Origin of the sequence: Tatumella saanichensis (assembly GCF_000439375.1) — a bacterium.
In the GTDB taxonomy this organism is placed as follows: Bacteria; Pseudomonadota; Gammaproteobacteria; order Enterobacterales; family Enterobacteriaceae; genus Tatumella; species Tatumella saanichensis.
The window spans coordinates 23,304-50,019 of the sequence record NZ_ATMI01000014.1; the positions used below are offsets into that span (position 1 = coordinate 23,304).

The 26,716-nt window shown below is 51.7% G+C and carries 26 protein-coding genes and 1 other RNA gene; 10 read left to right on the top strand and 17 right to left on the bottom strand.

The annotated features are described in order from the left end of the window. Positions 1-88: 88 nt before the first annotated feature. From recR to apt, 4 genes are all read right to left on the bottom strand, one after another. Entirely contained in the window at positions 89-694 is a 606-nt protein-coding gene (recR, locus tag DW47_RS0107095) for a recombination mediator RecR (protein ID WP_029685706.1), read from the bottom strand. After that, positions 694-1,023, bottom strand: coding sequence for a YbaB/EbfC family nucleoid-associated protein (locus tag DW47_RS0107100; protein WP_029685707.1), 330 nt, complete (start codon positions 1,021-1,023; stop codon positions 694-696). Before DW47_RS0107100 ends, recR begins: the two co-directional genes overlap by 1 nt. A gap of 53 nt (positions 1,024-1,076) precedes the next feature. Then, entirely contained in the window at positions 1,077-3,023 is a 1,947-nt protein-coding gene (gene dnaX / locus DW47_RS0107105; protein WP_029685708.1) for a DNA polymerase III subunit gamma/tau, read from the bottom strand. 181 nt (positions 3,024-3,204) lie between these two features. After that, complete coding sequence (gene apt / locus DW47_RS0107110; RefSeq protein WP_029685709.1) at positions 3,205-3,756, bottom strand: adenine phosphoribosyltransferase; 552 nt, start codon at positions 3,754-3,756, stop codon at positions 3,205-3,207. A gap of 240 nt (positions 3,757-3,996) precedes the next feature. On the opposite strand from apt, the gene priC reads away from it, so the two are divergent. Together priC and rsmS are read left to right on the top strand one after the other, a co-directional pair. Next, positions 3,997-4,515 (top strand): primosomal replication protein PriC, encoded by a 519-nt coding sequence (gene priC / locus DW47_RS0107115; protein WP_051150858.1) that lies wholly within the window; start codon positions 3,997-3,999, stop codon positions 4,513-4,515. Between the two features lie 121 nt (positions 4,516-4,636). Next, positions 4,637-4,798: a pleiotropic regulatory protein RsmS gene (gene rsmS / locus DW47_RS16920; protein ID WP_071846619.1), complete on the top strand. Its 162-nt coding sequence runs from the start codon at positions 4,637-4,639 to the stop codon at positions 4,796-4,798. 19 nt (positions 4,799-4,817) lie between these two features. Here rsmS and acrR read toward each other — a convergent pair whose 3' ends face one another. Then, complete coding sequence (acrR, locus tag DW47_RS0107125) at positions 4,818-5,453, bottom strand: multidrug efflux transporter transcriptional repressor AcrR (RefSeq protein ID WP_029685711.1); 636 nt, start codon at positions 5,451-5,453, stop codon at positions 4,818-4,820. Between the two features lie 174 nt (positions 5,454-5,627). Here acrR and DW47_RS0107130 point away from each other — a divergent pair, with 174 nt between their 5' ends. From DW47_RS0107130 to ykgO, 3 genes are all read left to right on the top strand, one after another. Further along, positions 5,628-6,800: an efflux RND transporter periplasmic adaptor subunit gene (locus DW47_RS0107130; protein WP_029685712.1), complete on the top strand. Its 1,173-nt coding sequence runs from the start codon at positions 5,628-5,630 to the stop codon at positions 6,798-6,800. A gap of 40 nt (positions 6,801-6,840) precedes the next feature. Next, positions 6,841-9,984: an efflux RND transporter permease subunit gene (locus DW47_RS0107135; RefSeq protein WP_051150859.1), complete on the top strand. Its 3,144-nt coding sequence runs from the start codon at positions 6,841-6,843 to the stop codon at positions 9,982-9,984. A gap of 333 nt (positions 9,985-10,317) precedes the next feature. Then, the gene (gene ykgO, locus DW47_RS0107140; protein ID WP_029685714.1) at positions 10,318-10,455 is read left to right on the top strand and encodes a type B 50S ribosomal protein L36; all 138 of its coding nucleotides are present in this window, start codon (positions 10,318-10,320) and stop codon (positions 10,453-10,455) included. Between the two features lie 103 nt (positions 10,456-10,558). Here the strand turns inward: ykgO and DW47_RS0107145 are convergent, their stop codons facing one another. The 3 genes from DW47_RS0107145 to DW47_RS0107155 are packed head-to-tail and all read right to left on the bottom strand — an operon-like array spanning position 10,559 to position 12,966. Next, a complete protein-coding gene (locus tag DW47_RS0107145; protein ID WP_029685715.1) occupies positions 10,559-11,437 on the bottom strand; it encodes a metal ABC transporter substrate-binding protein in 879 nt (292 codons plus the stop codon). An 18-nt stretch (positions 11,438-11,455) separates the two neighbouring features. Further along, on the bottom strand, positions 11,456-12,301 hold the full coding sequence (locus DW47_RS0107150) for a metal ABC transporter permease (RefSeq protein ID WP_029685716.1): 846 nt from the start codon (positions 12,299-12,301) through the stop codon (positions 11,456-11,458). Then, positions 12,292-12,966, bottom strand: coding sequence for a metal ABC transporter ATP-binding protein (locus DW47_RS0107155; RefSeq protein ID WP_051150860.1), 675 nt, complete (start codon positions 12,964-12,966; stop codon positions 12,292-12,294). Before DW47_RS0107155 ends, DW47_RS0107150 begins: the two co-directional genes overlap by 10 nt. Before the next feature lie 674 nt (positions 12,967-13,640). On the opposite strand from DW47_RS0107155, the gene tomB reads away from it, so the two are divergent. Both tomB and DW47_RS0107165 read left to right on the top strand, forming a co-directional pair. After that, positions 13,641-14,030: an Hha toxicity modulator TomB gene (gene tomB / locus DW47_RS0107160; protein WP_029685718.1), complete on the top strand. Its 390-nt coding sequence runs from the start codon at positions 13,641-13,643 to the stop codon at positions 14,028-14,030. A gap of 8 nt (positions 14,031-14,038) precedes the next feature. Beyond that, entirely contained in the window at positions 14,039-14,257 is a 219-nt protein-coding gene (locus DW47_RS0107165) for an HHA domain-containing protein (protein ID WP_029685719.1), read from the top strand. Positions 14,258-14,629: 372 nt separating this feature from the next. Here DW47_RS0107165 and ffs read toward each other — a convergent pair. Next, an RNA gene (ffs, locus tag DW47_RS16925) (signal recognition particle sRNA small type) lies at positions 14,630-14,726 on the bottom strand. 148 nt (positions 14,727-14,874) lie between these two features. On the opposite strand from ffs, the gene DW47_RS0107175 reads away from it, so the two are divergent. Then, on the top strand, positions 14,875-15,195 hold the full coding sequence (locus tag DW47_RS0107175; protein ID WP_029685721.1) for an MGMT family protein: 321 nt from the start codon (positions 14,875-14,877) through the stop codon (positions 15,193-15,195). A gap of 15 nt (positions 15,196-15,210) precedes the next feature. Here the strand turns inward: DW47_RS0107175 and DW47_RS0107180 are convergent, their stop codons facing one another. The 6 genes from DW47_RS0107180 to DW47_RS0107205 all read right to left on the bottom strand — a co-directional run bounded on the left by DW47_RS0107180 (position 15,211) and on the right by DW47_RS0107205 (position 22,006). Further along, a complete protein-coding gene (locus tag DW47_RS0107180; RefSeq protein WP_051150861.1) occupies positions 15,211-15,753 on the bottom strand; it encodes a YbaY family lipoprotein in 543 nt (180 codons plus the stop codon). A gap of 254 nt (positions 15,754-16,007) precedes the next feature. Continuing rightward, positions 16,008-17,294, bottom strand: coding sequence for an ammonium transporter AmtB (amtB, locus tag DW47_RS0107185; RefSeq protein WP_029685723.1), 1,287 nt, complete (start codon positions 17,292-17,294; stop codon positions 16,008-16,010). 33 nt (positions 17,295-17,327) lie between these two features. Then, positions 17,328-17,666: a P-II family nitrogen regulator gene (gene glnK, locus DW47_RS0107190; protein ID WP_025902464.1), complete on the bottom strand. Its 339-nt coding sequence runs from the start codon at positions 17,664-17,666 to the stop codon at positions 17,328-17,330. A gap of 323 nt (positions 17,667-17,989) precedes the next feature. Then, the gene (locus tag DW47_RS0107195) at positions 17,990-19,753 is read right to left on the bottom strand and encodes a SmdB family multidrug efflux ABC transporter permease/ATP-binding protein (RefSeq protein ID WP_029685724.1); all 1,764 of its coding nucleotides are present in this window, start codon (positions 19,751-19,753) and stop codon (positions 17,990-17,992) included. Beyond that, entirely contained in the window at positions 19,754-21,520 is a 1,767-nt protein-coding gene (locus DW47_RS0107200; RefSeq protein WP_029685725.1) for a SmdA family multidrug ABC transporter permease/ATP-binding protein, read from the bottom strand. Between the two features lie 24 nt (positions 21,521-21,544). Continuing rightward, positions 21,545-22,006, bottom strand: a complete 462-nt coding sequence (locus DW47_RS0107205) for an Lrp/AsnC family transcriptional regulator (protein ID WP_029685726.1) — start codon at positions 22,004-22,006, stop codon at positions 21,545-21,547. A 113-nt stretch (positions 22,007-22,119) separates the two neighbouring features. On the opposite strand from DW47_RS0107205, the gene DW47_RS0107210 reads away from it, so the two are divergent. Then, complete coding sequence (locus DW47_RS0107210; protein ID WP_051150862.1) at positions 22,120-23,166, top strand: PLP-dependent cysteine synthase family protein; 1,047 nt, start codon at positions 22,120-22,122, stop codon at positions 23,164-23,166. A gap of 84 nt (positions 23,167-23,250) precedes the next feature. Next, positions 23,251-23,946, top strand: coding sequence for a 7-cyano-7-deazaguanine synthase QueC (gene queC, locus DW47_RS0107215; protein WP_029685728.1), 696 nt, complete (start codon positions 23,251-23,253; stop codon positions 23,944-23,946). A gap of 291 nt (positions 23,947-24,237) precedes the next feature. On the opposite strand, the gene DW47_RS0107220 is transcribed toward queC, so the two are convergent. Then, positions 24,238-24,564: a helix-hairpin-helix domain-containing protein gene (locus DW47_RS0107220; protein WP_241430696.1), complete on the bottom strand. Its 327-nt coding sequence runs from the start codon at positions 24,562-24,564 to the stop codon at positions 24,238-24,240. A 139-nt stretch (positions 24,565-24,703) separates the two neighbouring features. Next, positions 24,704-26,572 (bottom strand): peptidylprolyl isomerase, encoded by a 1,869-nt coding sequence (gene ppiD / locus DW47_RS0107225; RefSeq protein WP_029685730.1) that lies wholly within the window; start codon positions 26,570-26,572, stop codon positions 24,704-24,706. Positions 26,573-26,716: the final 144 nt, after the last annotated feature.

Below are 26,716 nucleotides of genomic sequence, written 5' to 3' on the forward strand. Positions count from 1 at the left end.
GAAGTTCAGTATTAACTATGTCAGCAACAGAGATGGGGATAAGGGACAGATTTTCAAGCTGATGTTCAGAAAAAACATCAGCGCGAGATCAATATTTGAACTTTTGTCGACCGGCGAGAGAATGCGACAGGGTGGTACCGTCTACCATCTCTAGTTCACCACCCACCGGAACACCGTGGGCAATGCGGCTAGCGTCGACGCTGTACTGATGGCAAAGCTGCGCGATGTAGTTGGCAGTGGCCTCCCCTTCAATGGTGGGGTTGGTTGCCAAAATCACTTCACGGATCGGCTCTGCCTGCAAACGTTGCTCCAGGATATCTAGTCCGATATCCGCCGGCCCTATTCCGTCGAGAGGGGATAAATGGCCCATCAGCACAAAATAACGGCCGGCAAATTGCCCGGTCTGTTCCACTGCATGAATATCGGCAGGACTTTCCACCACACAGATGATCCCGTTTTCCTGACGGCGCGGATTAGCACAGATGGTACAGGTTTCCTGCTCCGTAAAGGTACGACAGTGGCTGCAATGGCCGATTTCCGACATGGCCCGCGTCAGCGCCTGCGCCAAGCGCATACCACCACTGCGATCCCGTTGCAGTAACTGGAAAGCCATCCGCTGCGCTGACTTAGGCCCGACACCGGGCAGACAGCGCAGAGATTCCATCAGTGATTCCAGAAGCGGGCTGGTCTGCATCAGAATGGCATCTTAAAGCCAGGAGGCAGCTGCATACCGGAAGAGACAGACGCCATTTTCTCTTTCTGGGTTTCTTCGATACGACGCGCTGCATCGTTAAACGCCGCTGCGACCAAGTCTTCCAGCATTTCTTTGTCATCTTCCATCAGGCTTGGGTCGATTTCTACGCGACGGCAGTTGTGTGCACCATTGATGGTCACTTTAACCAGGCCAGCACCGGATTCACCGGTCACTTCGATTTTCGCGATCTCTTCCTGGGCCTGGGCCATTTTGTCCTGCATTTGCTGGGCTTGCTTCATTAAGTTGCCCAGACCACCTTTACCAAACATAGTTTTCTCTCTCTGCTTAGGCCACAGCCATCCCGATGATGACCTGCAGCATGTTAAACGGGTCGGATGCTTTCCGGATCCAGATCCGCATCAAATAGTTTTTGCAGGGTCCGGATATGCGGATCGTCGCTGATCGACTGGCGTGCTTGCTCCAGTTTCTCATCATATATTGCCTGTCGCCATTCCAGTGGCGTCAGTGTCTGCTGATTATCATCTTCCTCGATAACCAGTTCAACCGTTTCCCCTGCAGCTGCTGATAAAACGTCCGCCAGTGCCTTACGGGCAGAAGCGGTATTCAGGTGACGCTGTGCAGAACGCAGATGCAAGGTAATAAGATTACCCTCCTGCTGCTTCCAAGCATTCAGGGTCAGCTGCTGCACCAGTCTTGGCAGATTAAGGTTAGCAATCTCTGCCGCCCAAGGATCACGTAAGCGGGCCTCTTCCGCCAGCCGTGCAGCCAATTCCGGCGTTTTTTCAAACTCCAGTGCACTGCGCAGTGCTTTAGGAGTAGTTACCGGTTCCGCTTCAGTTTCCGGCTGTGAAGCCTTCCAGCGATAACGCTCGGTTTTTACCGGTTTAGCCGCGGCATCGCTATGCGTTGCAATGCTGGCGACTTTGTCGGTCACCGAGGCCAGTCGGTCTAGGGCGCGCTGTGCCGGCTGCGCGTCAGGCACCGCCGGCTTAGTCTTTTTTGTGGCCGGAGTCCCCCGCCTGAGCAGTTCGGTACGAGCCTGCAATAATTGGCTGGTGGTCCCTGATAATGCAGCAGGGTTGGCAGCACTCTCGGTGGGAGCCGCCGAGGCACTCTGCGGCGGAGCGGAGGCTGCCGGCGCGTCAGTACGGTCTGCAGGCTGTGCAACCTGACGAACGGGTGCAGTGCGGTGACTGACAGTCGCCGCGTCGCTGATTTCGGCCTGCGGATGGAAAGCCAATGCCCGCAACAGGGTCATCTCCACCCCCATGCGTCGATCTGGGGCAAACGCCAACTCTTTTCGGCCCACCAACAGGGTCTGATAGAACAACTGCACATCTTCTGGCGGCAGTTTGCGGGCCAGCTCACGCAATATCTGCTCATGGGCCAGGAATTCTTCACCGAGACTCGACGGCAACAATTGCAACATGGCGATGCAATGCAGTAAACGTAGCATTTCCACTAGCAGGGCTTCCCATTCGGTGCCACGGCTAGCTGCTTCCTGTAACTGCTGCATCAGCGCGCCACCTTCACCGGCGGCCAAAGCCTGGATCAACGCCAGTGGTTGATCATTGTCCAATGCCCCTAGCATGGCAGCAACCGTGTCGGCACTGACATTGCCCTGTCCCATAGCAATCGCCTGATCGGTCAGGCTCAACGCATCGCGTAGACTACCATCGGCAGCCCGGGCTAAGAGTTGCAGGGCTCGCGGCTCGGAGGCAATCTGTTCTTGCTCGAGGATATGGGTCAGTTGTTGGGTGATCTGCGTAACATCCAAGGCTTTAAGATGAAACTGCAGACAACGGGATAAAATAGTGACCGGTAACTTTTGCGGATCGGTAGTCGCCAGCAGGAATTTCACATGCTCGGGCGGCTCTTCCAACGTCTTGAGTAAGGCATTGAAACTATGCCGAGACAGCATATGGACTTCATCGATCAGATAGACCTTGAAACGGCCTCGTGCTGGGGCGTACTGGACGTTATCCAGCAGGTCTCGGGTATCTTCGACTTTGGTACGAGAGGCAGCATCGATTTCGATTAAATCGACAAAACGTCCCTGCTCGATTTCACGGCAATTTTCACACTGACCACAGGGAGTGGCGGTGATGCCCTGTTCGCAGTTCAGTCCCTTGGCCAGCAGTCGGGCAATGGTGGTTTTACCGACCCCGCGGGTACCGGAGAACAGATAGGCGTGATGGAGTCTGCCCAATGACAAACCATTGGCCAGCGCGGTTAGTACATGCTGTTGACCGACGACATCCGCAAACACCTGAGGTCGCCATTTTCGCGCAAGAACCTGATAACTCATGGAAATTCAGTCACTGGATTGGGGTTAAAACATCATACAGCGCATCGGTGCCGCTGCTCTGCATCCGCACACGTGAGTTGTAAGTCATCGATGTTGATTGATCAACAAACGTGATCGCTAGTGTATCAGTCACCCGACCCGCTGCCTATGTTTTTAGGCTGTGGGCCGGGGAGCGCGGAGATCAGTGTCCCGGGAAGTTAACCACACTGAAGCACTCGAGGCCCAGCGCAGTCAGGCGGGCTTCGCCTTCGAGGTCAAACAGATTAATCACAAACGCAGCATCGTGGACGTCTGCACCGGCACGACGGATCAGTTTTACCGTCGCCTCAATGGTGCCACCGGTCGCTAGGAGATCATCGACTACCAGCACTACGTCACCCGGTTTAACTGCATCGGTGTGCATTTCCAGGGTATCCGTGCCGTATTCCAGGCTAAAGGATTCGCTGTACGTCTCACGCGGCAATTTACCCGGTTTGCGAACCGGCACAAAACCGACACCCAGTCCTAAGGCCACCGGCGCACCAAATAAGAAGCCACGGGCTTCGGTGCCAATCACTTTGGTGATGCCCTTATTACGATAACGCTCCACCAGAATGTCAATAGTTGCTGAATAGGCTTTGGCATCTTCCAGCAGTCCGGTAACATCACGGAAAAGGATCCCCGGCTTTGGATAATCGGGAACACTTTTGATGCTATTCTTAATGGATTCAAGCTGTTGCTCAGTTACGCTCATAATGGTATGCCTGGTAAATTCTTAGAAACACGCAGCCCGCTGCCGGCCCAGTATCAAAAAACTAGGCTGTGACAGATAATAATGCGGACGGAATCTGCGTAGGAAAACCGGTAAATTTAAGCAAACTGCGGGATAAATGCAACCTTATGGCCGGAAGAATGTCATTTTATTCTGTCGTACTGAGCGGCATCTCCTCCTGAAAGCCCCTTTATCGCGGTACTGACCGCCAGTGAAAAAACGATGAATAAACAGAAAACCATACAACAGTTTGAGTATATTCTTGCCTGCCTTGAGAGTCAGTGCCAGCGAACGGGCGAGCGTCCGGTCTTAGGGCGGCGCTTTGACAATCGCTTATTCAATAATGAAGAGAATACCCTTGCCGCATGTCTGGCTGAGATGCGGCAACATCTGGTCAAATTACAGCAGATGAAGGATGGCCATCAGCCGGCATTTCGTTGGCTGGCGGAAAAAATGGCGGATCAGTGTCAAGGATTAAGCCGAGAACTTTCCACCCCGCAGGCCCGCACGCCTCTCCCCCAGACTGAAGGCCACTACTGGCAACAGCAATATCAGCAAAACAGTGGTTACGAGCGCCGTTTACTGGAGAAGCTTGCCCATCAGGAACAGTTACTGGGGCAGGCGGAGACCTTGCAACAGCAGCAGGCGATTGCCCGCGAAATCACTACACTTGAACAACGGTTGGCGCGCTGCCGTGCTGAAGTCAATCGCTGCCACTGGCAGGCGGCACTGTACAGTTGAAGTAGCGTTTCACACAATGCTTGCCCAACCCGAATGACAATGGTATCACTGATGGCTATCCGCACTCCGTTGCTCACCGCACAGAGAGATAAAACAGTTTCTGACAGAACAGGTTAACGTTATGGCTTTGGAATCCGCCCCTGAAGAAATAAAGCTTGCCGTTGATTTAATTATGCTTTTAGAGGAAAACCAGCTTCCACCGCAACTGGTGTTAGCCGCGTTGGACATCGTCAAGCAAGATTATGTCCGCAAGCTAAAACAACAGGCGCCACTGCAGAAATGATGCACTGAGACCGGCACAATTAACGGTTCAGTAATAGTGGGCTAAAACGTAGCATGTCGATAAAAGCCCCGACTAGCGTCTCCGCATCGTTTTCCAGGTCAAAACCTGTCGGTGTAAATAACCAATTTTCCATCAGTCCGCTCATATAACTGCGCAACATCACCGCGCATTGACGGGTATTCAGTTTTTCGGGAAGTTGACCGGCGTTAATACACTTATTTAACGATAACTCTATTTTTGGATAACACTCTAGCAGCATGGTTTGTTGTATTTTATGGAAGGTTTCCATTTCTCCAACAAACTCACATTTATGGAAAATTATTTCCATTAATGCACGGCGGGAATTATCCCGTACCGTGGACTGTAATAAGGTGACCAGCAGTGCCCGCATCTGTGCCAAAGGATCATTCGGGTAAGTGTCCTGGAGTTCCAGTTCGCGCTGATCGAGGGATTCATCACATTGCAACCAAATTTCATTAAGAATGTCGTTTTTGTTTTTAAAGTGCCAGTAGATAGCACCCCGGGTGACACCTGCCCGGGTAGCAATATCCGCCAGCGATGTGGACGACACGCCGCGGGTGGAAAAGCAATGCAGTGCAGCATCCAAAATCTGATGACGCGTCTCTAATGCCTGCTGTTTAGTTTTTCGTGCCATAGGGGGCTTCTTTCAGTGTGATAACGTGCCGCACGCCTGTCTGCGGGCGACTTAATGATTTACATACATTCATGTATATATGTACTATACCATGGCTTGTGTAATTACACAGCCGCAGCCCTTTTTTTCAGAACACTGCGGCCAGATTTCATTCCGGACACTAGAGGTTTTACTATGAAAAGAAACAGAGGATTGTCACCTCTGGCGGCCATTCTGATGTTTTCCGGGAGCGTCGCACTCACCGGATGTGATAACAATAAATCGCAGCAATCCGCCCCACAGCAGCCTCCTGAAGTGGGCGTGGTGACACTTAAAGCCGCCCCGCTGACCATGACCACCGAATTACCCGGCCGCACCACCGCCTGGCGAGTGGCCGAAGTCCGCCCTCAGGTTTCCGGAATCATCCTGAAACGCAACTTCATTGAAGGCAGTGACATCCGCGCAGGTGAATCTCTGTATCAGATTGACCCTGCCCCGTACCAAGCGGCTTATGACAGCGCCCTCGGCGATTTAGCCAAAGCGCAAGCCAATGCCCGTATCGCCGAACTGACTGTACGCCGTTATAAACCCCTGCTGGGCACTCAATATATTAGCCAGCAGGAATATGATACGGCTGTAGCCACCGCCGCACAGAACAACGCGGCAGTACAGTCCGCTAAAGCGGCTGTGGAATCTGCCCGCATTAACCTTGCTTATACTAAAGTCAGTTCGCCAATTTCCGGCCGTATCGGTAAATCAGCAGTGACTGAAGGGGCTCTGGTACAGAGCGGTCAGACCACGGCCTTGGCGACGGTTCAGCAGTTGGACCCAATGTATGTCGATGTGACGCAATCCAGTGATCAGTTCCTGCGCTTGCGCTCAGAGCTGGCATCCGGCCAGTTGAAGCAGACTAACGGTAAAGCCAAGGTCATCTTGGAACTGGATAACGGACAGACCTTTAACCAGACCGGTACCCTTGAGTTTTCCGATGTCTCTGTCGACCAGACTACCGGCTCAATTACCTTACGTGCGATTATCCCTAACCCGGATCACAGCTTACTGCCAGGCATGTTTGTACGCGCCAAACTGGACGAAGGGACTAACCCGAATGCCCTGTTAGTGCCGCAGCAGGCCATTACCCGCACACCGACCGGTCAAGCGACGGCAATGGTTGTGGGTGCGGATAACAAAGTGGATGTCCGTAACGTCGATGCGTCGCAGGCTATCGGTGACCAGTGGCTGGTAACCAGCGGACTGAAATCCGGTGACCGGGTGATCACCGTCGGACTACAGCGTGCTAAACAGGGCTCTCAGGTCACTCCAGAAGAAGTGAAACCTGATGCCAACGATAACAGCAATGCGCAGTAATTTTCCGGCAAACCTTCGTTTTTACAGGAGCCAGTGATCCATGGCTAAGTTCTTTATCGATCGCCCGATATTTGCATGGGTACTCGCCATCATCGTGATGATGGCGGGGGCGTTGTCGATTCTGAAACTCCCGATTGAGCAATATCCCGCAGTTGCTCCACCGGCGATTCAGATCCAGGCGACTTACCCGGGCGCAGATGCAAAAACCCTTCAGGACTCCGTTACCCAAGTTATCGAACAGAATATGAACGGTATCGATGGCCTGATGTATATGTCGTCCAGCAGTGATTCATCTGGGACCTTACAGTTAACCCTGACCTTTGCCGCCGGGACTGATCCGGATATTGCTCAGGTTCAGGTGCAGAACAAACTGCAACTAGCGACACCTCTGCTGCCTCAGGAAGTACAGCAGCAAGGGATCAGTGTCGAAAAGTCGTCCAGCAGTTTCCTGATGGTTGCAGGTTTCGTCAGCAATGACGACAGCATGACCCAGAACGATATCGCCGACTATGTTGCCTCTAATATTAAAGACCCGATCAGCCGTACTCCGGGTGTTGGGGATACTCAGCTGTTCGGTGCGCAGTATGCGATGCGTATCTGGATGGATCCGGCCAAACTGGATAACTACAAACTGACGCCGGTGGATGTGATTTCCGCTATTAAAGCGCAGAATAACCAAGTGGCAGCCGGTCAGCTAGGTGGTACCCCGCCAGCGCCAGGTCAACAGTTGAATGCCTCTATCATTGCACAGACCCGTCTGACCTCGGTGGATGAGTTCAAAAAGATCTTGCTGAAAGTGAATACTGATGGTTCACGGGTTACCCTGGGTGACGTGGCCAAAGTCGCACTGGGCGGTGAGAACTATGAAATCATTGCTCGGTATAACGGGAAACCAGCAGCCGGCCTTGGGATCAAACTGGCGACCGGTGCCAATGCACTGGATACTGCGGCGGCGGTGAAAGCCGAGCTGAGTAAGTTGGAGCCATTCTTCCCACATGGCCTGCAGGTGGTCTACCCTTATGACACCACGCCTTTCGTAAAAATCTCGATTTTCGAGGTCTTCAAAACCCTGTTTGAAGCGATTGTGCTGGTGTTCTTGGTCATGTACCTGTTCCTGCAGAACTTCCGCGCCACGCTGATCCCAACCATTGCCGTGCCTATCGTATTACTGGGTACCTTTGCCATTATTAATGCACTGGGTTACTCGATAAATACCCTGACGATGTTCGGGCTGATACTGGCTATCGGTCTGTTGGTGGATGATGCCATCGTCGTGGTCGAGAACGTTGAGCGTGTGATGGTAGAGGAAGGTTTGCCTCCCAAAGAGGCGACCAAACGGTCGATGGGCCAAATTCAAGGCGCTCTGGTCGGGATTGCACTGGTTCTGTCTGCGGTCTTTATTCCAATGGCATTCTTCGGCGGCTCAACCGGGGTTATCTACCGTCAGTTCTCCGTGACTATCGTCTCGGCGATGGGTCTGTCGGTACTGGTGGCATTGATCCTGACTCCTGCGCTTTGCTCCACTATCCTCAAACCGGTGAAAAAAGGTGATCACGGCGCGACCAAAGGCTTCTTTGGCTGGTTTAACCGTATCTTTGAGAAAAGCACCCATCACTACGTCAACAGTGTCAGCCACATTATTCAGCGTACCGGCCGTTATCTGGTGATTTACCTAGTACTGGTGGTGGCAATGGTCTGGCTGTTTGTCAAGCTACCGACCTCGTTCTTACCGAGTGAAGACCAAGGGCTGTTACTGGCTCAAGCACAGTTACCGGCAGGAGCAACCCAGCAGCGGACACAGAAAGTACTGGATCAGGTAACCCATTACTTCCTGACTAAAGAGAAAGCTAACGTCCAATCGGTGTTTACCGTGAACGGATTCGGCTTTTCCGGTCGTGGACAGAATACCGGTATCGCCTTTGTCAGCTTGAAACCTTGGGATCAGCGTGAAGGCAGTAATAATAAAGTACCGGCGATAGCGGCCCGGGCCATGGGCGCTTTAAGTCAGATCAAAGATGCCTTTGTGATCCCGTTTAACCTGCCAGCGATTATCGAACTGGGGAATGCCACCGGTTTCGACTTTGAGCTGATCGACCAGGCCAACCTGGGTCATGAAAAGCTGACCGCGGCCCGTAACCAGTTACTGGGGATGGCGGCACAACATCCTGATGTACTGAGTGGTGTTCGTCCGAACGGCCTGGAAGATACGCCACAGTACAAACTGATTATCGATCAGGAAAAAGCCAATGCGCTCGGCGTGTCCATCTCTGATATCAACACAACCTTAGGCGCCGCCTGGGGGGGAAGCTACGTCAACGACTTTATTGACCGTGGCCGTGTGAAGAAAGTCTATGTGATGGGTGAAGCCAATGCCCGTATGCTGCCATCCGATATCGATAAGTGGTATGTGCGCAACAGTAATGACCAGATGGTCCCCTTCTCGGCCTTTACCAGCGCGAAATGGGAATACGGTTCTCCACGTCTGGAACGTTATAACGGTCTGCCTTCCATGGAAATTCTGGGACAACCTGCCGCTGGAGCCAGTTCAGGTCAGGCGATGGCGTTAATGGAGCAACTGGCGTCCAAACTGCCAGCCGGTATCGGCTATCAGTGGACCGGTATGTCCTATCAGGAACAGATGTCTGGCAACCAGGCGCCTGCCCTGTATGCCATCTCTCTGATTGTGGTATTCCTGTGTCTGGCTGCGTTGTATGAGAGTTGGTCAATACCGTTCTCGGTGATGTTGGTGGTGCCACTCGGGGTAGTCGGTGCGCTGCTGTTCACCACTCTGCGTGGTCTGAGCAACGACGTCTACTTTGTGGTCGGCCTGCTTACCACTATCGGGCTGTCGGCGAAGAACGCCATCCTGATTGTCGAGTTCGCTAAGGACCTGATGGATAAAGAAGGTAAAGGCTTGGTTGAGGCAACACTCGAAGCGGTACGTATGCGTTTACGTCCAATTCTGATGACCTCACTGGCGTTTATCCTCGGGGTACTGCCACTGGCAATCAGCAACGGTGCCGGTTCCGGTTCGCAAAATGCGGTAGGTACTGGGGTCATCGGTGGTATGTTCACCGCAACCTGTCTGGCGATCTTCCTAGTGCCGGTGTTCTTTGTGGTGGTTCGTCGCCGCTTCAGTAAACAGTCCCCAACTAAACATACTGAAGAAACCACAGATCACTGATTATCAGCTTATGTAGGGTGATACTAAGAGGCTGCTCCGGCAGCCTCTTTTTTTATACTTATTTTTTGGTGCCCGATCGCCTACCGACTTACCTTGCATAGGGGGTAAAACACTGCAATAATTAAGTTATGTTATAACATAACAATGCATTCTTGGGGCAGTGGTAGCTTTAGCATGTGTATTATCGGGAATGTGACCGTGACTCAGGATGAGAGCCGTGCGCTGTGACAGTGAATATTCAATATAGCGTTGGCAGCCCTCTGCTCACGGGGCAATGTTACTGTCGTCCTTTCTTCATTGATCAGTGTTTTATTATTATCACAGGAGTTTTCTATGCAGGTCCTCAGTTCTCTAAAATCCGCCAAACAACGTCATCCAGACTGTAAACTGGTTCGCCGCCATGGCCGGGTATTTGTTATCTGTAAAAGCAACCCCCGATTTAAAGCTGTTCAAGGAGGCAAGAAAAAATAAACGCCATCTCACCGAGCTTTTTGAGTGGGCAATGGCCTGCTGTAATCGTGATTAACAATAGAAACAAAAAACGGCCCGCAGGCCGTTTTTTGTTTACTGTGCATTACTGCATGCTTTTCAGCAACTCACTGACATTATGCTTGAAGGCATCCACATAAGTGGTCGCTGGGCCACCTGCCGGTGATAAGGCTTCTGGGTATAACTCCCCTCCAGGAGTTGCTCCGGCGGCCGAGGCAATCTGTTGGACCAGGCGCGGATCGGTCTGGTTTTCGATAAAGTAACGATGAATATGGTTAGTTTTCAACTGAGTAATCAAAGCCGCCACCTGTGAAGCACTGGCTTCTTCATCGGTGTTCAGGCCGATAGGTGACATAAAGGTCACCCCATAACGTTCGCCGAAATAGCCAAAGGCATCATGACTGGTAAGAACATGGCGTTTGGCTACAGGGATGGCGGCAAATTCCGCAGCAGTCTGAGTATCCAAATCCTGTAACTGCTGAATATAGGCGTCCCCTTGCTTACGGATCGCTATAGCATCCTGTGGGTCAGCCTTTTGCAGACTTTCGCTGATATTGCGCGCGTAGATGACCCCATTCGCCATACTGTTCCAGGCATGAGGGTCAGTGATCACCGTACCGTCTTCTTCCATGGTGCGGGTCTTGACACCCTTGGACGCGACCATGACTTTACCTTTATAGCCAGAAGCCTCAATCAGGCGCTCCATCCAACCTTCCAGCCCCAGACCGCTGATAATGACTACATCGGCCTTGGCCAGCGCCACACTATCCTGCGGAGAGGGTTCAAAAGTATGCGGATCACCGTTTGGACCCACTAGGCTTTTCACCTCAACGTACTGTCCGCCAATCTGGCGAACCATATCTGCCAGTACGGTAAAGCTTGCCACCACATGCACTGTTTTTGCCATTACCGCAGGAGTAAATAGCACACAACCGAGTAATACTGCAGAGAGCGTTTTTTTCATTACTATCACCTGTCATTATCAGCCATTAATACGCCGGAAAATCCCTCCACAGGGACCGACACACACCGAAATAAAGAAGAAAGCCGTCGCACAGAGAATAACGGCTGGCCCGGCCGGTAATGACCCGTACCAAGATGCCGATAATCCCAACCAAGCGGAGAGAACAGCAATCAGGATCGCTACACCCAAGATGCGCTCTAAGCGATAACTCCAGAAGCGGGCACTGGCAGCGGGTAGCATTAGCAGCCCGACTGACATCAAAGTCCCCAGGATCTGAAAACCGGCCACTAAATTCATCACCACCAAGATCAGAAAGATGCCGTGTACCAGCGGTGCATGCCAACGCCCCTGCATATGCAGAAAATGCGGATCAAAAGCATCGATCACCAGTGGACGATAGATCAGCGCCAACACCAGCAAACTGACGGCAGATATGGACGCGACCATAATCAAAGCTGAACTGTTGACCGCCAATAATGACCCAAACAGGACATTCAGTAAGTCAACACCAGAGCGGCGTAGTGAGATCAGGGTAACGCCGAGGGCCAGTGCTCCAAGGTAGAAGCCCGAGAAGCTAGCATCTTCCTTTAAAGGCGTAAAACGACTCACTACTCCGGAGAGCAGCGCCACCGATAGCCCGGCAATCAGTCCTCCGATACCCATTGCCACCAGCGACAGCCCCGAAATCAGATACCCCAATGCGACGCCGGGCAGTACTGCATGGGATAACGCATCCCCCACTAGGCTCATACGCCGCAACGACAGAAACACCCCGAGTGGTGTGGCACTGATCGCAATCGCCACACAGGCCACCAAGGCCTTACGCATAAAGGCAAACTCAATAAACGGCTGAACTAACAACATAGATTTAATGCCTTTTCCTGCTTATCTGTGGTGTGGTACCAGTGGGCTCGCTCCCCTTCGAGAGAGAGTACCTGTCGAAAATTTTGCATCACCAAACGCTGGTCATGCAGCACCACTACAATAGTGGTGCCAGCCTGCTGCTGCCGGTGGATAAGGGTCATAAGAGAACTAATGGTCTGCTGGTCCACGCCGCTGAAAGGCTCATCCAGTAGCCATAAGTCACTTTGCTGCAACAAGAGTCGGGAAAACAGTACTCGCTGTAATTGCCCTCCAGACAACATCGCCGGACGAGCCTCTGCAAATTCCTGCATTCCAGTCGCCGCCAGGGCCTGATAGATTTCCTGGCGAAGCTGCGCATTGATACTCCGAAACCAGCCGGTACGAGGCCAGCAGCCCATCGCCACCAATTCAAAGACGGTCAGCGGAAACTGGCGTTCCAGGTCGCTGCGCTGAGGTAACCAGCCAATTTTCTTGCGAGGCAGGCTAACCTCACATTTCCCAGCCACCGCAGGTTGCAGACCGGCTACCGTTTTCAGCAGCGTCGATTTCCCACACCCATTCACCCCAACCAATGCCGTTAGGGTACCGGGGGTGATCTCGCCATTGACCAGTGGGGTCACTGCTCGGCCCCCATAACCTGCTTGGCAGTCGTTAAAACGAATCATCCGCGGATCCCCCAGCTTACAGCCAGAGAGAGAAGAACAATAATCAGTACAGCCACCAATGCGCGACTGAAGGCTGAGAAAAGTAAAGGACTGCTGTTCATGGAATGCCTGCAATCAAAAATGTTATAACATAACATATTAAAGAAAAAGCATGAGAAATGAAAGTCTCGTTCCGTGGAAAAGTCACGATTTCTCTGGCTAGAGATTGACGCACCCAGTATTCAGGTGCTAATAGTTAAGTGACGGACGTAAAGGTTTCTCAGCGTCACCCTCGCCCGCCACGACCTCATCTCCTAAGGGTTTTCAGAGTTATCTTTATTGATAAGCAGGTTCGCAGAATGTTAGCTTCTTTGTAGTATCAGCTACTTTGTTGGTCGGTGTAACTACTGCGTCTCCCGCATCGAAATACTGGCTTTTCTGCAAACCGCCTCTAATTTCATTGTTACTGCCGGTACTTTTGTCATTAAAAGGATCGATTCAAGAATTAAATCATCGCAAGATGAAAGGTTCATCCGTTAGGATAACTTAATTATTTTTGTCATATTCGAGCATCATCCTGAATGCTGTTATTTTTTTATTTCACGAAGTCTCTGGCTATTCTCAGTGAGTGTACTCCTACTGAGCTTTCTGTTTCCGCTGAAGCATATTCAGCCCACGGATAAGAGGTGGAAAAGATGGATGAATACTCACCTAAACGGTATGATGTGGCGCAGTTACGGTTTCTCTGTGAAAGTCTTTCGCAAGAGATCTATGCCTCGATAAATACGCAGCAGTTTTGCTGGATCAATGATCCAACATCACCAGAAAGTCTTCAGATAAATGATTTAATCGAACATATCGCTGACGTAACAATTGTTTATAAATTAAAGCATCCCGAAGATGAGGTACTGATTTCACAGGTTGATACGTTTCTTGACGATACCTTTACCTTATTGAGTCGCTATACCGTAAATAAAAAAGACTTCCTGTATTGGGAAATGTCATCAAAGCAGTTAGTTAAAATATTTTTTGATGCCTCTGCTGGCCAGCGCGCCAGTCATCAGGCATTCATTAGCCAGGAGTAGTCGCTACTATGAGTGAAACCGCATTAACCAAAACAGATTATTTGATGCGACTTAGACGCTGTCGTTCTATCGATACCCTTGAGCGGGTTATCGAAAAGAACAAATATGAATTATCAGATGAAGAACTGGTGGTCTTTTATTCCGCCGCAGACCATCGCTTGGCGGAACTGACCATGAACAAACTCTACGATAAAGTTCCAGCCAGTGTCTGGAGACATGTACGCTAATCGTGGTGCTGTCGCCAGAAAGCTCCGATGCGCTTCATGACGGTGTGCGTGACCAGAGATAGTCTGCGAGTAGTATCAGAAATGCGGGAAACGGTTAAGAGCGGGCCCGCATTTTTTGTCCACTGTCTATGCGGTCACCTTCTCGCTCCCATTAACGTCCTACTTCTGATCCTGACTTTCATTACTCCCTACCACGATTGATAGAAGGATCATGCAATAAGGTCGCAGTCCTGCCGGTCTTGAGGTCTTGAGGTCTTGAGGTCTTGAGGTCTTGAGGTCTTGAGGTCTTGAGGTCTTGAGGTCTTGAGGTCTTGAGGTCTTGAGGTCTTGAGGTCTTGAGTCAATCAGCATGATAAAGCTAATTGGGTGGGGCCCTGCCAGCGACATCCCGGCACATGCGTCACCTGCTACGGCTGCTTCCTTCCGGATCTGACCGGGTTCACGGGTTAGCATTGCGGAAGAACCAACAGGGCCCCATTGATGAGCTCTGATTTCTCAGAGCGGGGGCATTATCAGCGATGAGCTGTGCAATTGCAACCCCAGCCAGTCCTGACCGTTGTTTTCTTAAGCACAACCCTTGTATTATTGCCTCTCTCTCCCCGACTAGCGGAATTAACATGTCTGACCCCCTATCCTTTCGAGAGCAAGTCTGGCTAATAGTGGCTTCTATTCCACCTGGCAAGGTGACCACCTACGGGGACATTGCGCGGCTGTCGGGTCATCCACGGGCTGCACGGCAAGTGGGTGGTATCCTCAAGAAGCTACCCGCAGGTTCAACACTGCCGTGGCATCGCGTGATTAACAGTCAGGGGAAGATTTCGCTAACGGGGAGTGATTTACAACGTCAGCAGTCCGCATTACGGGCAGAAAATATCGAAGTCGATGCAGCAGGGAAAGTCACACTTGCACGGTATCGCTGGTCAGGAGAGCCCTCCTGACCAGCGGGTAACCCCTTATGGAGCTCCTGGTGCTACAGGTGCAGCTGGAACTGCCGGTACCACGCCACCATCAGGAGTGACGACAGCCGGAACGTCAACGACCGGAACCGCAACCTGAGGGAATGGGATCAGCGTTAGATCCTGACGCTGTGAAGCACCTGCGGTAATAGGCTGCAGAGAGTCTGCTGCATAAATCACCTTACCGTCCAAGGTAATTGCGGCACTTAACAGAGTCTGGGTTCGGGAGTTAACATCAGCACCGTTAAAGGCCAGTTCATAATGCAGTGGAGACTGCTGTTGACCTGATAGGCGTTGCACTTTCTGTGCAATCACACGGGTCGGACCTGAACCGCCAGCAGCATCAGACAGGGTCACTGTCAGCACAGCACCGGAAGGGATGGCCATACGCTGCTTAAGGTAAATGGCGCCAGAAATCACCGGTTGTGCCGTCTGTGCGCTGATGCCAGTAGGTGGTGGTGGCGGAGTGTCTGCTTTATCGGCACAGGCTGTTACAGATAATGCAATCGCCAACCCAGTAATAATATGCATTGATTTCATTGATGTCGTCTCCTTGTGAACAAAATGAACAACGTGTATTACGCGTTACTTATAGTGCATATTTGCCTCGGTTACTGATAATTCTGGCAGAAAATGAAATTAATTCCTGTCTCGGGGGATTAAAAGCCTGACCTTGCCAGGTATTAAGATTATTCCTGGTAGCGATAATCATGTTTCTGTAGTGCAAAAAAAAGCGCTCAAATGAGCGCTTTTCAGCTTTATGCGGTGCGTATCACACCGCAGTCGGGATCAAATTACTGGTTGTAAGCATTTTCACCGTGGCTATTAACATCCAACCCTTCACGTTCCTGGTCTTCCGGAACACGCAGTCCAACCATCAGGTCTGCTACTTTAAAGGCAATAAAGGCAACCACACCAGACCAGACAACCGTCACTAGGCAGCTCAGCAGCTGAACCCAAATCTGGTGGCCCATAGTGACGCCGGAAGCATATCCCACACCACCCAGAGAAGAAGAAGCAAATACCCCGGTCAGGATACAGCCTAAGATGCCACAAACACCGTGCACACCGAACACATCACATGGGTCATCAACACGCAGGAAACGTTTCAGCGCTGTAACACCCCACAGACCGGCCAGACCCGCGGCCAAACCGATGATCAATGCACCACCAACACCGACGTAACCGCAAGCTGGAGTAATAGCCACCAGCCCAGCAATGAAGCCAGAGCAGGCACCCAGCAGTGAAGGTTTGCCTCGCAGCATCCATTCACCGAATACCCACGTCAGCACTGCACCGGCAGTCGCAACAACGGTGTTAAGGAATGCCAGACCAGCAATTTCGTTAGCAGACGCTGCAGAACCGGCGTTGAAGCCGAACCAGCCGATATACAGGATAGCAGTACCAATAAATACCATTGGCAGGTTATGAGGTTTCAGTGCTTCTTTACCAAAACCGGCACGTTTGCCCAGCATATAGGCACCCACCAGCGCAGCCACCGCGGCGTTAATGTGAACCACAGTACCGCCAGCAAAATCCAGTGCGCCGTCAACCGCCAGTAAACCGCCACCCCAGACCATGTGGGCGATTGGGAAGTAAGAGAAGGTGGCCCAGATCAGCGTAAAGATCAGCACCGCAGAGAAACGCACGCGCTCTGCTAAGCCACCCAACACCAGACCAACGGTAATACACGCGAATGAAGCCTGATAGGCAACATGGATGTACTGGTAGATGGTGCCCATCACGGATTTCAGTTCGATATCCTTTAACATCGCCCACTGGAAACCGCCAAAGTAGTTATTACCGGCTGCGAAGGTCAGTGAATAACCGTAGATCACCCAAATCACACATACCAGTGAAAACGAGACGGAGATCTGCGTCAGCATCGAAAGGATATTTTTACCGCGGATCAGACCGCCGTAAAACAGTGCCAGTCCCGGAACGGACATAAACAGCACCAAGGCGGTACAAATCATCATAAATGCGTTGTCTGCCTGGTCAGCAGCAGCAGGCGCAGCCATGGCCAGTGTCGGGGAGAGCGCAGCCCCGGCAAACGCCAGTTTCGTCAGAAGTTTGTTCATGTTTATCCCTTACCTCAACAATCAAAGGTCAAATTAAAGCGCAGCTTCGTCTGTTTCACCGGTACGGATACGAATGACCCGTTGCAGTTCAGACACAAAAATCTTCCCATCACCAATTTTACCGGTGTAGGCAGCTTTACTAATAATATCAATAACTTCATCAAGCTGATCTTCAGCGATAGCAATATCAATTTTGACTTTCGGCAGAAAGTTAACGCTGTACTCTGCACCACGGTAAAGTTCCGCATGCCCTTTCTGGCGACCGAAACCTTTGACCTCTGTGACCGTCAGTCCCTGGATACCTACGGAAGATAATGCTTCGCGCACGTCTTCTAACTTAAATGGTTTGATCACCACGGTTACCAGCTTCATATCACTCCCTCCGGGTATTGAAATTATAAGTTACATCGAACCTGGACTAGTCTAAGCAAATATCATGCCATCCGATTAATATTATGCATATTTTTTCGTGGAACCGTCTCGGAAAAGGGGCCGCTGTCTGCGGAATAAATAAAAGTACGGGGAATGACATAAAGAAGGCGAATGATATGCACCAAAATAATGCATACGGCCTTATTTCAGTGCATTTATCAGAGAGTTCCGAGAAAAATGGTCTAAGCAGGTGCATTCCAGCACTCAGTGCTCACCATGCTGCCCGCCAGTGGGCGTTCACCGGCAAGACGCATTAAGTGATTTTAAGAGTCGCTGTGGCGGGCCAACTGTACCCCGGCCTGCTGTAACCGATACATCTGCTGGTAACGTCCCGCAGCCGCCAGCAACTGCTGATGAGTCCCCTGCTCGGCTATCCTGCCCTGTTCTAGGACCATAATCTGGTCTGCTCCGGTGATGGTGGACAGTCGATGGGCAATGACGACCAGTGTGGTTTCCTGCCTGACCAACGCCAATACCTGTTGTATATCCTGTTCGGTACCTGAGTCGATACTGGCAGTCGCTTCGTCGAGGATCAGTAACCGCGGCACATCGACGACGATCCGCGCCAGTGCCAATAGCTGCTTCTGCCCAGCAGAGAGACCACTGCCCTGTTCATTCAGCGGGGTGTCGATACCCTGGGGTAAGGTTTGCAGCCACTCCCCCAACCTGACACGGTGCAGGGCTTCCGTGACTTGCGCATCATCGACCTCCCGCCCCAGACGGATATTTTCACGTAGGCTCTCCGCTAGGATCACCGGGTCCTGTTGGACCATGGCAATGCCCTGCCGGAGCACCTGATGGCTCAGTTGACCGACCGCTCGGCCATCGACCTGCAACGTGCCCGCAGACGGCGGATAATATCCCATGATCAGGCTGGCTAGGGTACTTTTACCGCTACCGGTATGGCCGACTAGGGCCAGGAAACCACCTGCTGGTAGATGGAAATTGATATCCTCTAGCACGGGCTGATCAACATGGTAGCCAAAGGTCAACTGTCGGGCAGTCACTGCACCGCCGCTTAGCGGGCGCTGGTCCGCGCCATATTGCTGGGCCGGAGCATCCATCAGTTCGAAAATCCGCTCGGCTGAGACCACAGCCTGCTGTAACAATGACTGGCGACTAGTCAGTTCGATTAACGGCTCTTCAATACGTCCCAGGTAGGCAATAAAGGCATACAATACCCCGACCTCAAAATGACCAGGGGTGGCCAAACTGAAGCAGAGTACCAGTAGGGCCAATACCGAGGAGGTCAGCAGATTGAGTAACGGACGCAGTAATAGTGCATCCAAACGCAGGATCTTCATCCGCGCCTGGTAGTGCTTTTCGTTGTACTGATGCAAGCGGTCTGCAAAGGCTTTCTGTCGACGGAATTGCTGGATCACCGTCATTCCACTGATCACCTCATTAAGGCTATTGGTAATTTCGGCCAAATAGTGGCGCACATAACGGGCAAGACCGGTACTGTAGCGCTGGTAAATCACCATAACGATCATCACCAGCGGAAAAATGACCGAGGCAATCAGCGCCATTTGCCAATTGAGGATAAACATCGCGATCAGCATCGCAATAATCAGAATACTGCTGCGTAGCACGCTGCCGATCACCGAGATATAGAGATCCCTGACCACTTCACTGTCATTGGTGACCCGAGAGACCCATTGTCCGACAGGCTGGCTGTCAAAAGCACGCAAAGGTTGATTAAGGGCAGCCTCCATCACCTGACAACGCAATGTCGCCACAATACCAATGGCAATGCGGTTAAACAGTAGCGACTGGCGATAGTTAAACCAAGCGGCCAGCATCTGCAGGATCACAAAGCCGCCTCCCAGTGCCAGCACGGTCGTCCACTGCCAGTGTCGGGTAGTGATCACCTGATCGATAAAGGCGCTGATCAGCGCTGGGCCAGCGACCTGCGCCGCCGAAGCGAAGATCAGTAATACTATCGCCAGCCAAAGCTGTTTTTTCCATTTGGCCGCATAACTTAGCAGCCGCAACAGGGTACTGAGAAAGGAAGCAGGCTGAGTCACTTAAGGCTCCTGTGCCGGTGGGATCGGGTGCCCAGTCACGGAGGCGGCCAGCTGTTGGTAATGGTACATTTCACGGTACCAGCCAGCGGTATCCGCTAAAGTCTGATGGCTGCCTCGCTGGGCGATTTTTCCATGCCGTAATACCAAGATTTCATCAGCACCGCTCAACGCGGATAAACGATGGGCGGTAATAATAAGGGTACGTTTGCCCTGATGTTTCAGTAGACCGGAGAGGATGCGGTGTTCGGTACGCGCATCGACGGCAGACACTGCATCATCAAGGATCAGGATCTCGGCATTAACCAGCAGTGCCCGCGCCAGAGAAATACGTTGTTTCTGTCCGCCAGATAACATGACACCCCGCTCACCGACCTGGGTCTGATACCCTTCTGGCAAACGCAAAATATCTTCATGGATACACGCCAATATGGCGGCCTGCTCAATTTTCTCTTGGCTGGCATGGGGATCGCCCAGGGCGATATTGGCCGCCACCGTATCCGAAAACAAAAACGGGCTTTGATTAACCACCGCCAGGCGTTGCCGCCATTCATCGAGCACGATCTCAGGCAGTGGATACCCGTGGTAACTGATCTGTCCGGCAGTCACCTCATAGTGACGTTGGATCAACGCCAGTAACGTACTTTTACCGCTGCCGGTAGGACCACAGATCCCCAATGTTTGGCCAGGTTGTAGCCGGAAGCGGATATCCGTCAAACTGTCAGCCTCCGCCCCCGGATAACGGAAGGCGTCAATATCGGCACGCAGGGGTGCGGATAAATCAGGTAACCGACGATGTCCGTCTTTCAGTACCGGCGCTAATGAAAGCAGTGCCGAGATCCTCCCCCAGGCTGCACTACCCCGCTCCACGATATTAAACATCCATGCCAGTGCCAGCATCGGCCAGACCATTAGCCCAAGATACATCACAAAACTGGTTAATTGTCCGAGAGTCAATTGCTGATGCCATACCATCCAGCCTCCACCGGCTATCGCCAGAAAGTTAGAGGCGGCAATCGCCAGATAGATAGAGGGCTCAAATAAAGCGTCCACTTTCGAGACGCGGACATTATCTTGGCTGGTGAGAGCAGTCGTCTCGGCAAACTGTTGGGCACGATAGTTTTCCAAACCGAAGGCTTTAATCATGCGGATGCTAGTCAAGTTCTCTTGCGCTTGGTCATTTAAAGAGGAGAAAGCAGCCTGAGCCTGACGAAAACGCTGGTGCAATGTTTTTCCACAGCGATTAATAAACCACGCCATCACCGGCATCGGTAACAGTGCAATCAGCGTCAGTTTGCCGCTGATTTGCGTACTCATCACCACCAGCACTGCCAGTCCCATCACCAGCGAATCAATCAGGGTCAGTACCCCTTCTCCGGCGGCGAAGACCACACGATCGACATCATTGGTCGCACGGGCTAAGAGATCGCCGGTACGCTGCTGCTGATAAAACTGCTGACTTTGCTGGCTCAGTTGTCGGTAATATTTTTCCCGTAACACCACCGCCAGCCGGTAGGAGGCACCGAACAGTAGGATCCGCCACAGATAACGCAGTAAATAAGCCAGCAGCGCAATCAGGAGCATGGCGAGGATAAGCCCCGTGATCTGTTGCCGGCTCAGAGTGTGGTGGCTGATACCGTCGACAATAATTCCTACCAAGTGCGGAGGCACTAGTTGCATCAGCGAAATAATGATAAGCAGGCTGACGGCCCCGGTATAGCGCCGCCATTCAGAAGAGAAATAATCACGTAAGTATCGAAAAAGCAGCACAGCGGGCTCTCATCAGCTTGCAGATTACGGTTTAAGCGGGAGCGCAGTGGTGTATTTGATCTCTTCCATTGAGAAACTGGAGGTCACTTCCGTCAAACCCTCAATCCCTTCCACCAATCTTTTATACAGGGCATCGTAGCTTTTCATGTCAGCGACTTGGATCTGCAGTAAATAATCATAGATCCCGGACATCCGATAGCAGCCCATCACTTCCGGCAACTCATTGATCAGCCCCACAAAGGTCTGATACCACTCTTTACTGTGTTTCTGGGTTTTTACAAACATAAACGCGGTCAGACCCAGGCCGAGCTTTTCGCTGTCCAACAGGGTCACCCGGCGGCGAATAATGCCATTATCTTCCAGTTTTTTCAGCCTTTTCCAACAGGGCGTTGACGTCAGATTCACCGCCTCAGCCAGTGACTGTAATGACAGCGTACTATCCTGTTGCAACAGATTGAGCAGTTTACGGTCGGTTTTATCTATCATTATCTTCCCCGAGAGAAAATTTTTCCCTAATGAAGCCATAATAGCTGATTTTTAACCATCTTTTTTTCCGCAGGGTGCTTTATGCTGCTTTTTTTGACAGGAGAATAAGTACGATGGCCGATAGCTGGGTTCGCGATGCGATCAATGAAATAAGTGCCGATTTCCGGCGCTCTGCAGACACACACCTGATCCGCTTCACGTTGAAGGATTTTCCAGGTATTCACTTTTATCTGAAAGATGAGAGCACTCACCCCAGCGGCAGCCTGAAACATCGTCTGGCCCGATCGCTGTTTCTGTATGGCCTGAGTAATGGCTGGATCCGCAAAGATACCCCGATTATCGAAGCCTCCTCTGGCAGTACCGCAGTTTCCGAGGCCTATTTTGCACAGTTATTGGGCCTGCCTTTTATTGCAGTGATGCCAGCCGCAACCGCGCAGCGTAAAATTGACCAAATCCGCTTTTATGGGGGGGAATGCCATTTTGTCAGCACCTCCGCCCAAATCTATGCTCGATCCGCAGAGCTGGCCGCACAATTGAATGGCCATTATATGGATCAGTTCACTTATGCTGAGCGCGCGACGGACTGGCGCAGCAACAATAATATCGCTGAGAGTATTTTTCGTCAGTTAGAAGGTGAGCCCTGCCCTATTCCGCATACACTGATTATGAGCGCCGGAACCGGAGGCACATCCGCAACACTGGGACGTTATTTGCGTTACCGCGGCCTACCCACTCACTTGCTGGTCACTGATCCGGATAACTCGGTGTTCTATGATTACTGGCAGTCTCGTGATCCTACTCTGACCCATCACTGTGGCAGCCGTATCGAAGGTATCGGCCGTCCACGGGTAGAGCCGTCATTTCTACCGGATGTCATCGATGAAATGCTGAAAATACCGGACGCCACTTCCGTTTCTGCGATGCTGGCACTGGAGAAAATCCTTGGTCGCCGTGTTGGGCCTTCTACTGGGACTAACTTTGCCGGAATGCTGCAGGTGGCAACACAGATGAAGGCTCGCGGAGAGACCGGTTCACTGGTGACCTTGATCTGTGACAGCGGTGAACGCTATCCAGATACCTATTACAACCCACTGTGGGTAGACGAACATATCGGTGATCTCAGCGACATCAGTTCTCTGTTACAGGGTTGCTTAAAGTGAACAGCTAACCTCGACGCTGCATACCTTTGTTCTTTTAGTTTGCAAAAGGTAAACTGGCCGCGAACTTTTGACAGGAATTAACCAATGAAACGCGCAGTGGTCGTTTTTAGTGGCGGACAGGATTCCACCACCTGCCTGATCCAGGCTCTGAACCAGTATGATGAAGTGCATTGTGTCACTTTCGATTACGGACAACGTCATCGTCAGGAGATTGATGTCGCCCGTGAACTCAGCCTACAGTTAGGCGCTAGGGCCCATAAGGTTTTGGATGTCACCCTGCTCAATGAGTTGGCGGTCAGCAGTCTGACGCGGGATAACATTCCGGTGCCTTCCTATACACCAGACAGCAACGGGCTACCGAGTACTTTTGTGCCTGGCCGTAATATTCTGTTTCTGACATTGGCCTCGGTATATGCCTATCAGGTGGAGGCCGAAGCAGTGATCACCGGGGTCTGTGAAACCGATTTTTCCGGCTATCCTGATTGCCGAGATGAGTTTGTTAAAGCGCTGAACCATGCTGTTACCCTGGGTATGGCCCGTGACGTGCGTTTTGAAACCCCACTGATGTGGCTCAACAAGGCGGAAACCTGGGCGCTGGCCGATTACTGGCAGCAGCTTGATTTGGTCCGTCAGCAGACGTTGACCTGTTATAACGGTATCAAGGGCGATGGTTGCGGTGAATGTGCTGCCTGTCATCTAAGGGCCCGTGGCCTAGAAGAGTACCAGCAGCAGCCTCAGGCGATGATGGCTGAGATGAAGCAGAAGACCGGATTACGTTAGTGGATAAACCTTACGGTCCCGACACAGACGGGACCGTAAGGTCTGCTTCTGCTTCTGCTTCTGCTTCTGCTTCTGCTTCTGCGATCCAGCATTATCACTCTGACCCCTCTGGCAATACCTTTTACTCTGTCATAGCAGTCAGAAGCTGCAGCTACGGTATAGGCACACTGCTCGTCTGAGTTTGGCATTCCACGGGTAGCAAGAGGCTTTAACTCATGTGCTCTTATTACGCAGGCCTTTTACCACACTGTATACAGCCAGCGCGTGCTTGAGCTATTAGCTCGCCAGTGTTTACAGGGTCAAGCGGCTGAGATTACGCTGCAGCAGACTTTCGCCAATACCTGGCACTTCTGCTAATTGTTCGACGCGGGTAAAAGGTCCGTATTGTTCACGGTATTCCACTATCGCCTGCGCCTTTCTTAGGCCGACTCCGTTCAGCGCTGCCGCCAACATTTCTGCACTGCCCTGATTGATGCTCACTTTAGCGGATGGGCTAGATTGCACCGGATTTTCGGGAACGGGTGCTTCTTCTGCGCGCAAAGGCTGTGCCCAGATCAAGGCGATAGCCATCATCCAGAAAGTGAGAATGCCGGACCGCTGTGGGGGATAGAATGTCATAACAATGCTCCTGATGTGAAAAGTCAGGGCCATCATGACAAGGGCAAACGACAAGAAAAACCGGCAGAATGCAGAAACGAGAAAGGCTGCACAAGGCAGCCTTTTAGTTAACAGAGTATACCCTGTTTTTTGCGAGGGATTACTGAGACTGCGCAGCCGCACCCAGTTTTATTTTCGCATCGTGACGCAGGTTTTGCAGCAGTGCATCAAACACCAGCTGTGCATTATTCTGCGTCACGCCTGCCGCCAACTGCTGTACCTGGGCTGTCGGTAATGCACCGGCTTCAACTTTATCCAACGCGATGATGACGACATTCCCCTGCATATCTTCGCCACTACCGTAGGAGGATTTACCGTCCTGTGGCAGAGATAAGTTAAACACATCAGAAGTAAGCGCATTCTGACTATTACGGGTCAAGGTTTCGCTGGCACCGAATTTCAGTCCTGCTGCGTCGAAACTGTCGGTTTTACCCTGCTTCAAATCAGCCAACAGCGAGGTCGCTTGAGCACGAGCTGCCTGCAGGGCTTTATCCTGCTTAATACGATCGGCAATCTGTGTTTTAACTTGATCCAAAGGTTTCACTGCCTGCGCTTTATGCTCGGAGATGCGTACCACAAAGGCACGATCGCCGTCGACAGTGATGATGTCAGAATTATTCCCCGCACCGCCATTACTACCCAGCAGACTGCCGCCAAAAATAGCCTGTTTCACTGGGTCGAAATTCAGGGCATCCGGCACCGAATCACGGCTGAACCAGTCAGTTTCTACCGGCTTCACTCCGGCTACGCTGGCGGCACCCGCCAGAGAGCTGTTGTCATTAGTGGCCGCATCGCTGACTTTCTGCTGCAGTTTATAGAAGGCGCTGACCGCTGCGTCCTGTTCTGCTGCCTGAGCCACAGTGTTATAGACCGCAGACAATGGCTGAACCTGTTCAGGCTGAACATCATCCAACCGGGCAATCAGGTAGCCAACAGAGCTTTTGATCACGCCTGACAGTTGACCTTTTTCGGTCAGACCTGCATTTTTCAGTTCATCTGGCAGAGTATCTGGCTCCAGCCACCCCATATCACCGCCCTGACGGGCAGAGATAGGATCGATAGATTTTTGTTTTGCCAAAGTGGCGAAATCAGCCCCTTGCTTCAGCTGGGCTAAGATTGCCTGAGCATCCGCTTCGGTCTTGACCTGAATCACACTGAAACGGCTACGCGCTGGCTGGCTATAGTTGCTTTTGTGGCTGTCATACCAGGCCTGAACCTGCTGCTGGGTCGGCGTTTGTTGCATAGACGCTGCATCCAAGGCCAGGTAACTGACGCGGAACTGCTCCGGCGACATAAAGCTGTCTTTATGTTGCTGGTAATAGCTGTTGATTTCATCCTCAGAGGCAGTCTGTTTAGCTGCTAAGGCATTAGTGCTGATCACCGCTTCACGGAAGTCTCGCTTCTGTCCGACCAGACTCACTAGCTGAGCGGTTTCATTTTTCAGCATAAAATCAGTATTGGTCACGGCATCCACCAGTTGGCTGGTGGCCAAGCTTTTACGCAGAGCGGCAGCGTACTGATCGGCGGTGTAGCCCATATTATTGATAATACCGTTAAAACGGGCATTATCAAATTTACCATTGGTCTGAAACGCTTTCTGAGCAAAGATCGCTTGCTTAACTTGCGCATCGCTGATTTGCAGGTTCAGGGATTTCATGTACTGCTGAAGCAGAGTCTGATCAATCAGATCAGACATCGCCTGCTGGCGCATCTGCTGCATAAAGTCAGGATTTGACGCCAACTGTGAGAACTGTGCACCCAGTTGTTGCTGCTGACGACTACGTTCATTGTTAAAGGCATTATCCAGCTGAGACCGGCTGATAGTGGTGCCGTTCACTTTTGCCGCGTAATCGCTATTCCCGCCGATCAGGTAATTACCCACGCCGGTCAGTACAAAAGAAACAATGATCAGTCCCAGTATAATCTTCAGCACGATATGGCTAGAGGCCGTGCGTAAATTGTCCATCATGGTATGGCAACACTCCGCTGTAGTGTAAATATGACGCTTTACCGTCGCCGTTCAACCCAAAACCGGGGCTGCCATAGCCGCCGTGTTTTGCTCGTCTCTGGTGATGCCGCCCAGGTCTATACACGCCGGACGTAAAAAAGGCAC

What these genes read in the sequence shown, in the direction of transcription:
- recR (WP_029685706.1), bottom strand. Translation starts at nt 694, where the DNA reads ATGCAGACCAGCCCGCTTCTGGAATCACTGATGGAATCTCTGCGCTGT.
- DW47_RS0107100 (WP_029685707.1), bottom strand. Translation starts at nt 1,023, where the DNA reads ATGTTTGGTAAAGGTGGTCTGGGCAACTTAATGAAGCAAGCCCAGCAA.
- dnaX (WP_029685708.1), bottom strand. Translation starts at nt 3,023, where the DNA reads ATGAGTTATCAGGTTCTTGCGCGAAAATGGCGACCTCAGGTGTTTGCG.
- apt (WP_029685709.1), bottom strand. Translation starts at nt 3,756, where the DNA reads ATGAGCGTAACTGAGCAACAGCTTGAATCCATTAAGAATAGCATCAAA.
- priC (WP_051150858.1), top strand. Translation starts at nt 3,997, where the DNA reads ATGAATAAACAGAAAACCATACAACAGTTTGAGTATATTCTTGCCTGC.
- rsmS (WP_071846619.1), top strand. Translation starts at nt 4,637, where the DNA reads ATGGCTTTGGAATCCGCCCCTGAAGAAATAAAGCTTGCCGTTGATTTA.
- acrR (WP_029685711.1), bottom strand. Translation starts at nt 5,453, where the DNA reads ATGGCACGAAAAACTAAACAGCAGGCATTAGAGACGCGTCATCAGATT.
- DW47_RS0107130 (WP_029685712.1), top strand. Translation starts at nt 5,628, where the DNA reads ATGAAAAGAAACAGAGGATTGTCACCTCTGGCGGCCATTCTGATGTTT.
- DW47_RS0107135 (WP_051150859.1), top strand. Translation starts at nt 6,841, where the DNA reads ATGGCTAAGTTCTTTATCGATCGCCCGATATTTGCATGGGTACTCGCC.
- ykgO (WP_029685714.1), top strand. Translation starts at nt 10,318, where the DNA reads ATGCAGGTCCTCAGTTCTCTAAAATCCGCCAAACAACGTCATCCAGAC.
- DW47_RS0107145 (WP_029685715.1), bottom strand. Translation starts at nt 11,437, where the DNA reads ATGAAAAAAACGCTCTCTGCAGTATTACTCGGTTGTGTGCTATTTACT.
- DW47_RS0107150 (WP_029685716.1), bottom strand. Translation starts at nt 12,301, where the DNA reads ATGTTGTTAGTTCAGCCGTTTATTGAGTTTGCCTTTATGCGTAAGGCC.
- DW47_RS0107155 (WP_051150860.1), bottom strand. Translation starts at nt 12,966, where the DNA reads ATGATTCGTTTTAACGACTGCCAAGCAGGTTATGGGGGCCGAGCAGTG.
- tomB (WP_029685718.1), top strand. Translation starts at nt 13,641, where the DNA reads ATGGATGAATACTCACCTAAACGGTATGATGTGGCGCAGTTACGGTTT.
- DW47_RS0107165 (WP_029685719.1), top strand. Translation starts at nt 14,039, where the DNA reads ATGAGTGAAACCGCATTAACCAAAACAGATTATTTGATGCGACTTAGA.
- DW47_RS0107175 (WP_029685721.1), top strand. Translation starts at nt 14,875, where the DNA reads ATGTCTGACCCCCTATCCTTTCGAGAGCAAGTCTGGCTAATAGTGGCT.
- DW47_RS0107180 (WP_051150861.1), bottom strand. Translation starts at nt 15,753, where the DNA reads ATGAAATCAATGCATATTATTACTGGGTTGGCGATTGCATTATCTGTA.
- amtB (WP_029685723.1), bottom strand. Translation starts at nt 17,294, where the DNA reads ATGAACAAACTTCTGACGAAACTGGCGTTTGCCGGGGCTGCGCTCTCC.
- glnK (WP_025902464.1), bottom strand. Translation starts at nt 17,666, where the DNA reads ATGAAGCTGGTAACCGTGGTGATCAAACCATTTAAGTTAGAAGACGTG.
- DW47_RS0107205 (WP_029685726.1), bottom strand. Translation starts at nt 22,006, where the DNA reads ATGATAGATAAAACCGACCGTAAACTGCTCAATCTGTTGCAACAGGAT.
- DW47_RS0107210 (WP_051150862.1), top strand. Translation starts at nt 22,120, where the DNA reads ATGGCCGATAGCTGGGTTCGCGATGCGATCAATGAAATAAGTGCCGAT.
- queC (WP_029685728.1), top strand. Translation starts at nt 23,251, where the DNA reads ATGAAACGCGCAGTGGTCGTTTTTAGTGGCGGACAGGATTCCACCACC.
- DW47_RS0107220 (WP_241430696.1), bottom strand. Translation starts at nt 24,564, where the DNA reads ATGACATTCTATCCCCCACAGCGGTCCGGCATTCTCACTTTCTGGATG.
- ppiD (WP_029685730.1), bottom strand. Translation starts at nt 26,572, where the DNA reads ATGATGGACAATTTACGCACGGCCTCTAGCCATATCGTGCTGAAGATT.